Source organism: Mycobacterium sp. FW102-FHT13B02 (assembly GCF_058790275.1).
Genome location: NZ_JBYTCM010000001.1, coordinates 512,220 through 525,512 on the forward strand (window position 1 = coordinate 512,220; position 13,293 = coordinate 525,512).

The window sequence follows — 13,293 nt, forward strand, 5'->3', positions numbered from 1 at the left end:
CGGCGGGCTGACATGCCTGGTCGGTGCTGCGTAGAGCGTCACGACGTCGGCGCGCATAGGCTCACCACATGCACGACGAACTCGAAGCATGGAAGTCGGCCGGCCAGTATTTCGACTATCTCGGATTCGACATCTTCTATCGGCTCGGCGGCCTGGAACTCGGCAGCGGTCCGGTACTGCTGCTCATCCACGGCTACCCGTTCAATTCCTGGGACTGGTCGCTGATCTGGCCGACGCTCGCAGAGAAGTTCACCCTCGTCGCGCCGGACATGATCGGCATGGGGTTCTCCGCTAAACCGTCGGCGTATCGGTATTCGGTGCACGACCACGCCGACATGCACGAGGCGCTGCTGGCGCATCTCGGGGTCGGCTCCATCCACATCCTGGCCCACGACCTGGGGGACTCTGTCGGGCAGGAGCTCTTGGCCCGCAACCAGTTTGGTGATCAGGCCTACGGTAAACAGAACATCGAGTCGGTCACCTGGCTCAACGGCGGGCTGTTCGTCGAGTCCTACACGCCGCGGCTGTTGCAGAAGGCGATGTCGCAAACTCCGTTGGGCGACATCATGCGTCCGTTGCAGGGCAGCCCGTTGTCGCGGCGTCTGGCCGACCCGACCATCAACGAGATGTTCGGCGTCAACACGAAACCGTCGAAGGAGCTGATGGACAAGTTCCACCAAATCCTCGACTACAACGACGGCAAGAAGGTGATGCACCAGGTCGGCCGGTTCATCAACGACCGCTACACGCACCGCAACCGGTGGGTGCGCGCGATGCGGGAGACGACGATCCCGATGCGGCTCATCGACGGCCCGTCCGATCCGAACTCCGGTGCCCACATGGCGGCCAGGTACCGCGAGGTCATCCCGAACCCGGACGTGGTGATGCTGCGTGACGACATCGCGCACTGGCCGCAGATCGAGGCGCCCGCCGCGGTGCTCGAGCATTTCCTGGAGTTCGTCACGCCCTATCTGTGGCGGCCGTTCGGGGCCCGCTGATCCCGCACCCAGGGCGGGTTACCGGGATGCGCCCCAGCATGACGGGGTGCCGGTGATCGGCACCCTGTGATCGGTCGAGGCCGCGCCGGCGGGGCAACCCACTCGCATTTGTAGTTCCCCGGTTCAGGATCAACGCCGAACGGAGTTGGATCCGCGTTGAGCCTGAATTGGCTGCGCTACCTACTCGCACTTTTGCGCCGGGAGTACAGGGTCAGCGTGGGGGTGGACTGACCCTGCGTCGGCGGCGACCCTCCGCGCTGCGGACGTGAAAGTTCCGAGTACTCAACTCAACGCAGCAGTCAGGACAGGCCCGCACAGCTCCCGCTGCCACGGACGGGCGCCGGCAGCGGCCAGGAATTCGTCTACCGTGGCAGCGACATCAGGAACCGGCTGCCAATCCCAGCACAGTCGGCGCACGGTCTCCGGTGTCAGCAGGTTTTCCGTTGGTATCGAAACCTGTTCCGACAGTTCGGAAAGCCCGGCGCGGCACTTCTCCAGCCGCTCGAATGCCTCGGGCTTGCGGCGCGCCCACCGGGCGGGTGGCGGCAGCCCGTTGTTCGGCTCGGATGCCGGCGGTTCGGCTTCCCGGGCCCGGGCCAACGCGTCGAGCCACACCTGCGCACTGCGCTTTTGCCGGGAACCGCCGAAAATCGGGAGTGCGGTGAGCTTTTCGATGGTGTCGGGGTTGGCGACGGCGGCGGAGACGATCGCCGCGTCGGGCAGGATGCGGCCGGGCGCGATGTCTCGCCGCTGCGCGATCAGATCGCGCGTCTGCCACAGCTCCCGCACGGCGGCCAGCGCCTGGCCGTCGCGCACCTTGTGGATGCCCGACGTCCGCCGCCAGCGGTCACGCCGGGTCGGGCTGGGCTCGACGGTCCGCATGTGCTCGAATTCCTGTGCGGCCCAGTGACTTTTGCCCTGCGACTCCAGCTCGGCGGCCACCTCGGCACGCAACTCCAGCAGCACCTCGACGTCCAGTGCCGCGTAGTTAAGCCAGTCCGCGGGCAGCGGGCGCTTGGACCAGTCGGCGGCGCCGTGGCCCTTTTTCAGCCCCAGCCCTAACAACCGCTGCACCATTGCCGCCAGGTTCACCCGGTCATAACCGGCCAGTCGACCGCCCAGCTCGGTGTCGTACAACGACGGCGGCGTCATCCCGAGTTCGGCCAGGCACGGCAGGTCCTGGTCGGCCGCGTGCAGGATCCACTCGTCGGTGTTCACGACCTCGGCCACCGGCGCCAGCGCCTTCAGCGGGTCGATGCCGTGGCTGACGGGGTCGATCAGCACCGTGCCGGCGCCTGCGCGGCGGATCTGGATCAGGTAGGCCCGGTTGGAGTAGCGGAAGCCGGAGGCCCGCTCGGCGTCGATCGCGAACGCGCCGTGTCCCGATGCCAAAAGCTCACCGGCACGGGCGATGTCGCTCGCGTAGATGGCGACGGCGGGGACGCCATCTACGGGCGCCAGCAGGGGCGTGACATCGGGATCATCGTCAGACATCCCGATCGAATCAGTGTCAGTCATGCGGTCACGCGCGAGTGCGCGAACCCAGATCGGTCACGCCGGCAGGCGGCAGTCCGGCGGCGTGTTCGAGCACCTCGCAGAAGGCCTGCACGTGCGGTCCCAGCTCCAGGGAGGTCGCGGTCCACGACGCCCGCAGCTCCAGCTGGTGGGCCCGGGGCGGGCCGGAGATGTCGCCGTAGCGCACCGACGTCGTCGCGGTGACGGTGCCGCCCAACGCGGTGACGCCGTCGGCGTGCGACTCGAGCGCGTCGACCAGCCAGCTCCACGCCACCTCGGGCAGCAGCGGGTCGACGGCCTCGGTGGAGTCCAGGTCGGCCTGGATGTAAGCGACGAGACGCATGGTGCCGTCCCAGGCTTCAGCGCCTTCGGGATCGTGCAGCAGGATCAGACGTCCGAAGGCATCGCCCTCCGAGCTCTCCGGTACGGCGGAGGCGTCGGGATGACGCACCTCTGCGCCCAGTGCATAGCTGAAGGGGGCCAGTCGCTGCGGTGGACGGATCGGGCCGAGTTCGATCTCCTGGCGCACGGTGGCGGCGTTCATTGCCGCAACAGCAGTGCGGAACTGGGCCGGCTCGGCGGAGGTCACATTCTGGGACGCTAGCCCGATCCGGGCGGTCGCGTAAGCAGGCGCGCCGATAGCCCGACATTTGGCTGCCCGACAGGGTATAAGCGAACGTTCCGGACATGGCAGCATTAGCGGTGATGAGCACTCGTCGTGAACTGCCGCATTCGCCCTATCTGGCTGCCGCGGGCGGCCGCACCCCAGACCGGGTCCCGGTGTGGATGATGCGGCAGGCCGGCCGGTCCCTGCCCGAGTACCGCGCTCTGCGCGCCACCCACACCATGCTCTCGGCGTGTTTCAACCCGGAGCTGGTCTGCGAGATCACCATGCAGCCGGTGCGCCGTCACGGCGTCGACGCCGCGATCTTGTTCTCGGACATCGTGGTGCCGCTGAAGGCCGCGGGCATCGATCTGGACATCGTGCCCGACGTCGGGCCGGTGATCGCGCACCCCATCCGTACTCCGGACGACGTCGAGGGCATCAAGCCGCTCGTGCCCCATCAGGTGGCGCCCGTCACCGAGGCGATCGGCCTGCTGACCAAGGAATTGGGTGACGTGCCGCTGATCGGTTTTGCCGGCGCACCGTTCACGCTGGCCTCCTACCTCGTGGAGGGTGGCCCGAGCCGCAACCACGAGAAGACCAAGGCCATGATGCTCGGCGAATCCGCGACGTGGCACGACCTCATGGACAAACTGACAGACCTGACCATCGAATTCCTGCGCGCCCAGCTGGCCGCCGGTGTCGACGCGATCCAGCTCTTCGACTCGTGGGCCGGCACCCTGTCACTCGCCGACTACCGCACCTATGTGCTGCCGCACAGCTCCCGCATCTTCGCCTCGCTGAAAGACGAAGGCGTCCCGATGACGCACTTCGGCGTCGGCACCGCCGAGTTGCTCGGCGCCATGGGGGAGGCCGGCGCGACCGTCGTCGGTGTCGACTGGCGCACCAATCTCGTCGACGCCGCACGCCGGGTCGGTCCGGGTAAGGCGCTGCAGGGCAATCTCGATCCGGTAGTCCTGCTGGCCGGCTGGCGTGTGGTCGACGACGCCGTCCGTCAGGTCGTCGCCGACGGTCGCCGGGCCGTCGCGGCCGGCGCGGCCGGGCACATCTTCAACCTGGGTCACGGTGTGCTGCCGGCCACCGATCCCGGCGTGGTCACCGAAGCGGTGGCACTGGCGCACTCGCTGTGAGTCTGTAGATGAGTAAGACGTATTGCGTTGTCGGCGGCGGCATTTCGGGCCTCGTCGCGGCGTACCGGCTGCGCCAGGCTGACCCAGCTGCACGCATCACAGTCTTCGATCCGGCAGATCGGCTGGGCGGTGTGCTCCGCACCGAACGGCTCGCCGGGCAGAGCCTGGACGTGGGTGCTGAGGCCTTTGTGGCGCGCCGGCCCGAGGTGACGTCGCTGCTGAAAGAACTGGGCCTGCGGCAGATCGGCACCACCGGCGTCCGCCCGCTGATCTGCAGCGGTGGCCGCCTCCACCCGATGCCCGAGGGCACTATGCAGGGCATTCCGGGACCAGGCGCGAACCTGCGCGGCCTGGTCGACGACGCGACGCTGGCGCAGATCACGAGCGAGCCGACGCGACCGCTGCACTGGCAGCTCGACGCCGACCCGACTGTCGCGCAACTGGTCGGTGACCGCTTCGGCGCCCAAGTGGTGACGCGGTCGGTCGACCCACTGCTGGCGGGCGTCTACGCCGGTTCGGCCAAGACCATCGGGATCCGTTCAGCCGTCCCGGCCCTGGCCGCCGCGCTGGATCGCGGCGCCCCGAGCCTGACTGCGGCGGTCGCCTCGGTGCTCGCTTCCGCGCCTCCCACGAGCGCGTCGGTGTTCGGCGCCGTCGACGGCGGTTACGCCGTCCTGGTGGACGAACTGGTCCGGCGCACCGGAGCTCAGTGGGCGCAGGTGGGCATCGAAGGGCTGGTCCCGGGCCTGGGCGAGCGGAGCGACGGGAGAAACCTCGGTCGCGGGTGGCAGCTACGTGACGACGAGGGCAAGCTCTGGTCGGCCGACGCGGTCGTGCTGGCCGTCCCGGCGCCACGGGTGGCCACGCTGCTCGCCGACATCGCACCGGGCAGCGCGGCCATGGCCCGGCTGATCCCGGTGGCGTCTGCGGCGGTGGTGGCGCTGGCGCTGCCGGGCGGGACCCCGTTGCCGCAACAGTCCGGTGTCCTGATGGCGGCGGGAGAAGCCTTGCACGCCAAGGCGATCACCCTGACCTCCAGGAAATGGGGACGCGGCGGCAACGTGGAGTTGCTGCGGTTGTCGTTCGGCCGGTTCGGTGATGACCTGGCGCGCAATGTCGGCGACGACCGGCTGCTGGCCTGGTCCCTGGAGGACCTGCGGACGCTGTTCGGTATCACCGCCGAGCCGGTGGACTACCTGGTGCAGCGCTGGATCGACGCCATGCCGCAGTACGGGCCGGGCCATCTCGAACTGGTCGAGGAGCTGCGGGCCGGACTGCCCTCGGGGCTGGCCGTGGCCGGCGGTTATCTGGACGGCATCGGGGTGCCGGCCTGCGTCGCGTCGGCAACCCGGGCGGCCACGGAGCTAGTGGTTCGTGGTGACGTTCAGCGATAGGGCACGATAGAGCTTTAGCGCACGCGAGGAGCAGAAAAGACAATGGCCAAGCTCGACTACGACGCCCTCAATGCGGTGACCAGGTACATGATGATCTCGGTCTTCGCCGTCCAGCCGGATGAGTTGCCTGCTGACGAGAAGTCGCGGGCCGCCATCGCCGCCGATACCGCCGCCTACCTCAAGAAGCGCGAGGACGCGGGCGTCGTGGTCCGCGGGCTCTATGACGTCGCCGGCTTCCGGGCCGACGCCGACTTCATGATGTGGACCCACGCCGAACGCGTCGAGGACCTGCAGGCCACCTACACCGGCTTCCGTCGCACCGCCCTCGGCGCTGCCAGCGAACCGGTGTGGAGCGTCGTCGCGCTGCACCGTCCGGCCGAGTTCAACAAGAGCCACCTGCCGGCGTTCATCGCGGGCGAGGACCCCGGCGACTACATCTGCGTCTACCCGTTCGTGCGGTCGTTGGATTGGTACCTGCTGCCCGACGAGGACCGCCGCCGGATGCTGGTCGAGCACGGCATGGGCGGGCGTGAGTACCCCGATGTGCGCGCCAACACCGTGCCGGCCTTCGCGCTGGGCGACTACGAGTGGATCCTCGCGTTCGAAGGTCCGGACCTGGCCCGCATCGTCGAACTGATGTGGAAGCTGCGCTACACCGACGCCCGCAGGCACGTCCGCGAGGAGACGCCGTTCTTCACCGGCCCGCGCGTCGGTATCGAGCAGTTGGTCGCGAACCTGCCGTAGTGCTCAGCCGGCAGTGGCGCCGAACAGCAGGCCCAGTGCATAGGTCACCGCGGCGGCGCCGTAGCCGATCATCAACTGGCGCAGCGCCCGTCGCAGCGGCGGTCCGCCGGAGAGCAGGCCGACGACCATGCCCGTCGACAGCAACGCCAAGCCGACCAGGACCGCCGAGACCACCACAGCCGCGATGCCGGTGAGCCCGAACAGGTAGGGCAGCACCGGGACCAGCGCGCCGGACGCGAAGAACAGGAAGCTGGACACCGCGGCCCGCACTCCGGTGCCCACGGCTTCGTGTTTCTCGGTCGACACCTCGCCGAGCGGTGACTCGGCCAGTGCACCCGACCGCAGGTTCGCGAACACTCCGGCAGCCCGGGCGGCGGCCTCCTGTGGGCTCATCCCGCGGGCCCGGTACACCAGCTCCAGCTCGTTGGCGTCGACATCGAGGGCTTGCACCGCGGTACCTGCCGTGGCGCTGGGCAACGAGGCCTCCAGCAGTTCGAGCTGAGAGTTGACCGACACATACTCGCCGGCGCCCATGGACAGCGCTCCCGCGATCAACCCGGCCAGACCGGTGGCCAGGATCGTCGCGCTCGATACCCCGGTCGCGCCGACGCCCAGCACCAGCGCCAGATTGCTGACCAGTCCGTCGTTGGCCCCGAACACCGCGGCGCGGAAACTGCCCGACAGCTGGTCGCGGCCGCGGCTGGCGAGGGCGCGCACGACCTCCATGTGGATGCGTTCGTCGGCCGCCATCGTGGGTGTGGCATCGGCGTCGTGGTCGTACTCCGAGCGGGCTTCGGCCCGCTGGGCCAGGGCCAGCGTGAACACCGATCCGAGGTGACGGGCGAGAAAGCCCAGCAGCCGAGTCCGGACGTCGGGGCGGCGTGGCTTGCCGACCTGGTCGCCGAGCAGCGTCAGCCAGTGCGTCTCATGGCGACCTTCGGCGGTCGCCAGTTGCAGCAGGATGTCGCGTTCGGCGCCCGCACGGCGCTGCGCCAGATCCCGGTAGACGGCGGCCTCGGCGCGTTCGTTGGCCAGATGCTGACGCCACCGCCGTAATTGTGCGTCGGTGGGCTGTGCAACCACGTCTCAGCTCTCGGCCGGAACCAGACGAAGCGAGATCGAGTTGATGCAGTAGCGCTGGTCGGTTGGGGTGGGGTAGCCCTCGCCCTCGAAGACGTGCCCGAGGTGGCTGTGACAATTGGCGCACAGCACCTCCACGCGCCGCATGCCGAGGCTGTTGTCGGCCCGCAGGATCACCGCGTCCGAATCGGCCGGGTCGAAGAACGACGGCCAGCCGCAATGGGATTCGAACTTCTCGGTGCTGCGGAACAGCTCAGCGCCGCAGGCCCGGCATTGGTAGATGCCCTCGGTCTTGGTGTCGGTGTACTCGCCGACGAAGGGGCGTTCCGTCCCGGCCTCGCGCAGCACGTGAAACTCCTCCGCCGAGAGCTTCTCGCGCCACTGGGCGTCGGAGAGTTCAACTTTGGGGGGCGGCAGTGTCATGCGCGATCCGCCTTCGGCTCCTCGCTGCGAGTCATGCGCCCACGCTACCCGCGGAGGCTGCCGCAGGCTCGGACTTCGATTCGTCCCTCGACAACCACAACGGGTCGATGCCCTGATCCAGCCGGCCGTCCTTCTTGGCATCGAGGTAGCGGAAGTACAGCACGCAGAACACCACGACGAGCATGAGCGACCAGCCGTAGGTGATCCTGATGTACTCGAGGAAGCGGCCCGTGGTCGGCCAGCGCCACATCAGCCAGCGGTCCATGGTGAGGAAGCCGTACACCGCGAGCCAGGCCGGCCAGCTGCGGATCGTCGATCGCGGCAGGACCACCGTCATGAGGAACGGGAACAGCATCATCGAGTAGTAGCCCTGCGCCAGGGACAGCACCAGCCACGAGGTGATCAGCAGCACGCCCGACGAGGTCAGCATCCAGAACAGTTGGTCGCGCTCGCGGTAGTAGCGGTACAGCAGCCACAGGCTGGCCGCGGCCAGCAGCACGAAGGCGACGCGCAGCGCCATGATGAGCCACATCGGCAGGCCGTAGTAGATGCCGTTACCCAGCAGTGAGCTGTTGAAGTAGTCGCGGGTCTGGAAGATGTACGGCACCGTGTTGCGGACAAAGCCCATCGGATCGGCCGACAGCGGCCAGGCCACGGCGTTGAAGATGAGCGGCATCGCGAACGCGGCGACCAGCGCCCGCCACTGGCGGTTCAGCAACGGCAGGAGCAGCAGGACACCCAGCAGTGGCTTGAGTACCAGGGTCAGGCCGATCGCGGCGCCGGCCAACCACTCGTGATTCTTCTTGCCGTCCAGCAGCCAGGTGAAGAACAACACCTCGGCCAGCAGGATGCACCCGTTCACGTTGGTGAAAACCAAAGTGTTGGTGACCGATTCGGTGCAGTACATGGCCAGCAGCAGGGCCGGCAACGCCACCGACGTGAGCGAGAACTTGAACAGCCGTACCAGAAGGCAGGCGGCGATGATGATCGCGACCGAGTTGAACGCGACGAACCACATCCGGGAGGCGAACTCCGGCAGGAAGCCGAACGGCGACAGCAGCAGCGTGCCGCCGGGCGGGTACAGGTAGTGCGGGTCGACGTAGTTGAAATGCTCGTTGTAGATCGCCCAGTGCCGCCGGAAGTTGGATACCGCGCGGTACACCGGACCGAAGTCATCGGTGATGTAACCGTTGGTCGTCAGCACGTAGCTGCGGTGGATGATCGACACGATCGCGATGGGCCACAGCGCATTGCGAACGACGTCCGCGGTGCTCGGTGGGCCGCTGCGGGGACCGAAGACGCTCAGAAGCGATAGAGGGCGCGTCACCACCGAACCCTATAACGGGGTGTTGGGCGGGCCGCTCAGGCCGGGCAGAACGTGTCGGTGTCCGGCAGCTTGCCGGTGTTCACGTACGCCTGCACCGGCGGCAGGGCGCACGCCGTGTAGACGATGGTGCCGTGGCCCGTGCCCTGCCACATGACGCGCCGGCTGTTGGTGCCCGCGTTGATCGCCATGGCCGCCACCGCGGCAATGCCGTCGCCGCCGATGATCGCGTCGTTGTGGGTGCCCAGCAGCAGGATCGGGACCTTCAGCTCCTTGGGCGGTGCTGGTGCGGGGCTGCTGGGCCAGCTCAGGCACGGCGCCAGGCTGAGTGCGCCGACGGCGCCGAACTGCGGGTACTTCTTGGGCCAGGCGACGAGCAGTTCGCGGACCCGGTCCGGGGTGGGGCGGTTGACGGAGTCGTCGCACCGGTTGACGAACTGGCCGTCGGTCTGGCGTGTCGCCTCGGCCGTCGCGCTCAGCGCGTTGAGGGCGGTCGGGTCACCGTTTCGGGCCGAAGCCAGTGCGCCGGCGAGAAATTGGGTATTGGCCAGCCCGTCGCCACGCGGATAGCCGAGTGCGGTGGTGATCGACTCGACCAGGCCGGCCGTCGAGGCGCCGCCGGCACCCCGGCCGGCACGCGCGTCGGCCAGCATGCCGTCGATGGCGCCCTTGGGGTCCGGGCCCAGTGGGCAGTTGTTGGCCACGCACTGCGCGGCGAACGCGTCGAGCGCTGCCTGCTGGCCCTTGACCCGCTGCTCGGCCGCGGCTTCGGCGGAGACGCCCAGCGGCAAGGGGGAGTCCAGCACCAGCCGGGCGACCTTGGTCGGGTGCGACGCCGCGTACGCCAGCGCGACCTGGGCGCCGTTGCCGATGCCGAGTACGGCCAGCGCGGGTACGTCCCAGGTGCTGCGCAGGCGTTCCAGGTCCTCCGCCGAGTGCGCGTTGTCGTAGGCCGATTCTCCGGGCGCGATGCTGTCGGTGCAGTCGGTGGTGGCCGAGGTGGCGACCTTCGCGAGGTTGGCGACCTGGTCGTCGCCGGCGAGGAACTGGGCCTGGTCCAGTAGGTCCTGGCGGTCATTGGTCGACACGCAGCTCAGCGGGCCGGACATGCCCATGCCGCGGCGGTCGACGGCGACGACCGGGCGCGTCTTCAGCAGGTCGACGCCGCCGCGCTGCAGCCACACCGGCAGTTGACGTGAGGTCGGGATGTCCGATCCGGTGGTCATGACGATCGGTCCGGCGTCGGCCGGGGTGGTGGCGAGGCGGGCACGTACGACGCCGATGCTGACGGTGCCGGCCGAGCCGCCCAGGGAATCGAGGTCGGCATCGTAATCGGAACAGTCGAGGATGACGCCGGGCACGGCGGGCACCGTCGCGTCGCCGAACACCCGGGACGTGCACTCGCGCCACGTCAGGTCCTTCTTGGGCACGGCGATCGGCGGCGGCCCCTCAGGCGCCTTGGAGGTGGTGGCTGCGCCCTGCGGGCGGGCACCGGAGTCGGTGACGTACCGGGGGTTGGTGGCCAGCAGCGGAGCGCATCCCGCGACGACCGTCGACAGCACCACGGTCGACAGGCTCAGGGCCGGGAGCAGCAGGCGGCGACGCATGGCCACCACAGTAGCGATGCCGGTCGCCCGGACCCGTCAGCGGACGTAGCGCGTGTACAGGTAGCCCGCGGTGTCGGTGAGCACGTGGCTGCGGCGCAGCCGGGTGTGGGCCTCACCGGGACCGGAGGCGATCCGCCGGGCGAATCCGCCGACCAGGATGGGGGCGATGGTCACGCACATCTCGTCGATCAGATCTTCTTCGATCAACATGTTCAGCACTGACGGCCCGCCCTCGGTCAGCACCCGCCGCAGCCCGCGCTCGTCGAGGATGCGGAGCACGACGTGCGGGTCGACCCGGTCGGGTGCGGTGCCGGAGGCGTCGATGACCTCGGCGAGCCCGGTGAACCGGCGGCAGGTGTCGTCGATGCTGTCGCGGCTGGTGAGGATCAGCGGCGGCACCTCGGTGCGCGTGAAGAACTTGGCGTCGTGCGGGATGTCCGCGCTGTGGGTTATCACCGCGATCGGCGGCACCTCGGCCTGGCCGCGGAGCTGACGGGCCTGCCGCTGTGCCGCGGACATCTGGGCGCCGGAGTAGTTCTCGATGCGCACGGTCGCCGCGCCGACCAGGATGACGTCGGCCTGCTGGCGCATGTAGCCGAACAGTGCCCGGTCGCCCGGACCGGCGAGGCCGCCGGCGCGGCCGTCGTCGGTGGCTCCGCCGTCCAGGCTGGAGATCATGTTGGCCCGCACCCAGGGCCGGTCGAGGTCGGCGGGGTAGCTGTAGAACGGCGCCAGCACTGTGTCGTCGCTGGTCTCCGAGCCGGCCGGGAAGGCGGCGCCTACCGCGCTGAGCTCTGTGAGCTGCGTCGCAGCGTCGGGATCGGACACGTGAATCATTGCAACACGCCGCTATGGTGCGTTAATGCCTGGGGCCAGCCAAGTCGCGCACCTGACCGATCGTCACCCGACCGTCACGCCGGAAAGACTGATCGCCGAACTGGTTCCGCCACCCACCTTCGCCGACGTCAGCTTCGACTCCTACCGCCCGGATCCGAATGAGCCGTCGCAGGCCGCGGCGGTGGTCTCGGCCCGCAAATTCTGCGACGACGCGACCCGCCAGCGGGCCGGCAAGAAGAAGTTGTTCGGCAAGCGCGAAGCGCTGCCCGGTGTCGGCATGTACCTCGACGGCGGCTTCGGCGTCGGCAAGACCCACCTTCTGGCGTCGACCTATTACTCGCTGGCCGGGGCCGACGCGGGCCCTGCCGCATTCGCCACGTTCGGTGAGCTGACCCAGCTGGCCGGCGTGTTCGGCTTCACCGAGTGCATCGACCTGCTGTCCGACTATGTGGTGGTCTGCATCGACGAGTTCGAGCTCGACGATCCCGGCAACACCACTCTGATCTCCCGGTTGCTCTCGGCGCTGGTGGAGCGCGGCGTGTCCATCGCGGCGACGTCGAACACGCTGCCCGAACAGCTCGGTGAAGGGCGCTTCGCCGCGCAGGACTTCCTGCGGGAAATCAACACGCTGTCAAGTATTTTCACCACCGTCCGGGTCGAGGGCCCCGACTACCGGCAGCGCGCACTGCCGTCGGCTCCGGTGCCGCCGTCGGAGGACGAGGTGCGGTCCTGGGCCGTCGGTGTCGAGGGCGCCACGCTCGACGAGTTCGACGCCTTGTGCGCGCACCTGGCGACCATGCACCCGTCGCGCTATCACGCGTTGATCGAAGGCGTGCAACGGGTTTTCATCACCGGCGTGCACATGGTGTACGACCAGGCCGTCGCGCTGCGCCTGGTGTCGCTGATCGACCGCCTCTACGACGCCGGCGTTCCCGTGGTGGCGTCGGGGGAGAAGATGAACACCGTCTTCAGTGAGGAGATGCTCGCCGGTGGCTTCCGCAAGAAGTACCTGCGCGCCACGTCCCGGCTGCTCGCGCTGACCCATGAGGGCACCCAGCTCCACGCCTAGCGCGACAGCGGCCGCACCAGCACGTAGTCGCTCTCGGTTCGCTCGCCGAGCTGAAAGGTCTTGGTGCCGCTGACCTCGAATCCGTGCTTGCGGTAAAACCGTTGGGCGCGCCCGTTTTCCTCGTTGACGCCCAGCCACACGCAGCGGGCACCGAGGTCCCGGGCGAACCCGAGCGAGGCATCCATGAGTGCCGCGGCGACCGTGCCGCCATGGACGTCGGGCAGTACGTAGCACTTGGACAGTTCGACGGCCGGTCGCTCCGGCACCGCACGCTGCACGTCGGCGTCGTCGATCACGCCACGAATCAGCATGGTGTAGCCCAGGATTCGGGCGTCGTCGTGCGCGACGAACACGGCGCGCCCGGGATCTTTCAAGTACTCGTCGAAACGATCCGCGGACAGATTGGCGGCGATGAACGCGGCGATGTTGTCCGGTGTCGACGACGGGGGGCACGCCAGCGGGAAGGTCGCGGCAGCCACGTCAGCGAGCTCGGCGATATCGTCGGCCTGCGCCGCCCGCACCTGAACCGTCATCGGAATCTCCTTGT

13 protein-coding genes are annotated in these 13,293 nt (G+C 68.6%); 5 read left to right on the top strand and 8 right to left on the bottom strand.

Annotated features, from left to right (window positions below):
- The first annotated feature begins 68 nt into the window (after window positions 1-68).
- Entirely contained in the window at window positions 69-998 is a 930-nt protein-coding gene (locus AC3WTE_RS02520) for an alpha/beta fold hydrolase (protein WP_492435351.1), read from the top strand.
- A 282-nt stretch (window positions 999-1,280) separates the two neighbouring features.
- Here the strand turns inward: AC3WTE_RS02520 and AC3WTE_RS02525 are convergent, their stop codons facing one another.
- Window positions 1,281-2,516, bottom strand: coding sequence for an HRDC domain-containing protein (locus AC3WTE_RS02525; protein ID WP_492435352.1), 1,236 nt, complete (start codon window positions 2,514-2,516; stop codon window positions 1,281-1,283).
- A 4-nt stretch (window positions 2,517-2,520) separates the two neighbouring features.
- Complete coding sequence (locus AC3WTE_RS02530) at window positions 2,521-3,057, bottom strand: DUF3000 domain-containing protein (protein ID WP_492435500.1); 537 nt, start codon at window positions 3,055-3,057, stop codon at window positions 2,521-2,523.
- 161 nt (window positions 3,058-3,218) lie between these two features.
- Between AC3WTE_RS02530 and hemE the strand changes: the two genes are divergently transcribed.
- The 3 genes from hemE to hemQ are packed head-to-tail and all read left to right on the top strand — an operon-like array spanning window position 3,219 to window position 6,406.
- A complete protein-coding gene (gene hemE, locus AC3WTE_RS02535) occupies window positions 3,219-4,268 on the top strand; it encodes a uroporphyrinogen decarboxylase (protein WP_492435502.1) in 1,050 nt (349 codons plus the stop codon).
- An 8-nt stretch (window positions 4,269-4,276) separates the two neighbouring features.
- The gene (locus AC3WTE_RS02540) at window positions 4,277-5,662 is read left to right on the top strand and encodes a protoporphyrinogen oxidase (protein ID WP_492435353.1); all 1,386 of its coding nucleotides are present in this window, start codon (window positions 4,277-4,279) and stop codon (window positions 5,660-5,662) included.
- A 42-nt stretch (window positions 5,663-5,704) separates the two neighbouring features.
- Window positions 5,705-6,406, top strand: a complete 702-nt coding sequence (hemQ, locus tag AC3WTE_RS02545) for a hydrogen peroxide-dependent heme synthase (protein ID WP_492435355.1) — start codon at window positions 5,705-5,707, stop codon at window positions 6,404-6,406.
- A gap of 3 nt (window positions 6,407-6,409) precedes the next feature.
- On the opposite strand, the gene AC3WTE_RS02550 is transcribed toward hemQ, so the two are convergent.
- The 5 genes from AC3WTE_RS02550 to AC3WTE_RS02570 are packed head-to-tail and all read right to left on the bottom strand — an operon-like array spanning window position 6,410 to window position 11,668.
- A complete protein-coding gene (locus AC3WTE_RS02550) occupies window positions 6,410-7,489 on the bottom strand; it encodes a VIT1/CCC1 transporter family protein (protein WP_492435357.1) in 1,080 nt (359 codons plus the stop codon).
- 3 nt (window positions 7,490-7,492) lie between these two features.
- On the bottom strand, window positions 7,493-7,909 hold the full coding sequence (msrB, locus tag AC3WTE_RS02555) for a peptide-methionine (R)-S-oxide reductase MsrB (RefSeq protein ID WP_492435359.1): 417 nt from the start codon (window positions 7,907-7,909) through the stop codon (window positions 7,493-7,495).
- 31 nt (window positions 7,910-7,940) lie between these two features.
- On the bottom strand, window positions 7,941-9,236 hold the full coding sequence (aftC, locus tag AC3WTE_RS02560; protein ID WP_492435360.1) for an arabinofuranan 3-O-arabinosyltransferase: 1,296 nt from the start codon (window positions 9,234-9,236) through the stop codon (window positions 7,941-7,943).
- A 35-nt stretch (window positions 9,237-9,271) separates the two neighbouring features.
- Window positions 9,272-10,840 carry an alpha/beta fold hydrolase gene (locus tag AC3WTE_RS02565; RefSeq protein ID WP_492435362.1) on the bottom strand — a complete coding sequence of 523 codons (1,569 nt, stop codon included), beginning with the start codon at window positions 10,838-10,840 and terminating at the stop codon, window positions 9,272-9,274.
- Window positions 10,841-10,876: 36 nt separating this feature from the next.
- Complete coding sequence (locus AC3WTE_RS02570) at window positions 10,877-11,668, bottom strand: pyrimidine reductase family protein (RefSeq protein WP_492435364.1); 792 nt, start codon at window positions 11,666-11,668, stop codon at window positions 10,877-10,879.
- Between the two features lie 34 nt (window positions 11,669-11,702).
- Between AC3WTE_RS02570 and zapE the strand changes: the two genes are divergently transcribed.
- Window positions 11,703-12,746 (top strand): cell division protein ZapE, encoded by a 1,044-nt coding sequence (gene zapE / locus AC3WTE_RS02575; RefSeq protein WP_492435366.1) that lies wholly within the window; start codon window positions 11,703-11,705, stop codon window positions 12,744-12,746.
- Here the strand turns inward: zapE and AC3WTE_RS02580 are convergent.
- Window positions 12,743-13,279, bottom strand: a complete 537-nt coding sequence (locus tag AC3WTE_RS02580; RefSeq protein ID WP_492435367.1) for a GNAT family N-acetyltransferase — start codon at window positions 13,277-13,279, stop codon at window positions 12,743-12,745. The two genes, zapE and AC3WTE_RS02580, sit on opposite strands and share 4 nt — an antisense overlap.
- Window positions 13,280-13,293: the final 14 nt, after the last annotated feature.

Bases quoted from the DNA above. Each gene is read 5' to 3' on its own strand.
- AC3WTE_RS02530 (WP_492435500.1), bottom strand. From the start codon at position 3,057: ATGAACGCCGCCACCGTGCGCCAGGAGATCGAACTCGGCCCGATCCGT.
- AC3WTE_RS02580 (WP_492435367.1), bottom strand. From the start codon at position 13,279: ATGACGGTTCAGGTGCGGGCGGCGCAGGCCGACGATATCGCCGAGCTC.
- hemQ (WP_492435355.1), top strand. From the start codon at position 5,705: ATGGCCAAGCTCGACTACGACGCCCTCAATGCGGTGACCAGGTACATG.
- AC3WTE_RS02540 (WP_492435353.1), top strand. From the start codon at position 4,277: ATGAGTAAGACGTATTGCGTTGTCGGCGGCGGCATTTCGGGCCTCGTC.
- AC3WTE_RS02525 (WP_492435352.1), bottom strand. From the start codon at position 2,516: ATGACTGACACTGATTCGATCGGGATGTCTGACGATGATCCCGATGTC.
- AC3WTE_RS02565 (WP_492435362.1), bottom strand. From the start codon at position 10,840: ATGCGTCGCCGCCTGCTGCTCCCGGCCCTGAGCCTGTCGACCGTGGTG.
- msrB (WP_492435359.1), bottom strand. From the start codon at position 7,909: ATGACACTGCCGCCCCCCAAAGTTGAACTCTCCGACGCCCAGTGGCGC.
- AC3WTE_RS02520 (WP_492435351.1), top strand. From the start codon at position 69: ATGCACGACGAACTCGAAGCATGGAAGTCGGCCGGCCAGTATTTCGAC.
- hemE (WP_492435502.1), top strand. From the start codon at position 3,219: ATGAGCACTCGTCGTGAACTGCCGCATTCGCCCTATCTGGCTGCCGCG.
- zapE (WP_492435366.1), top strand. From the start codon at position 11,703: ATGCCTGGGGCCAGCCAAGTCGCGCACCTGACCGATCGTCACCCGACC.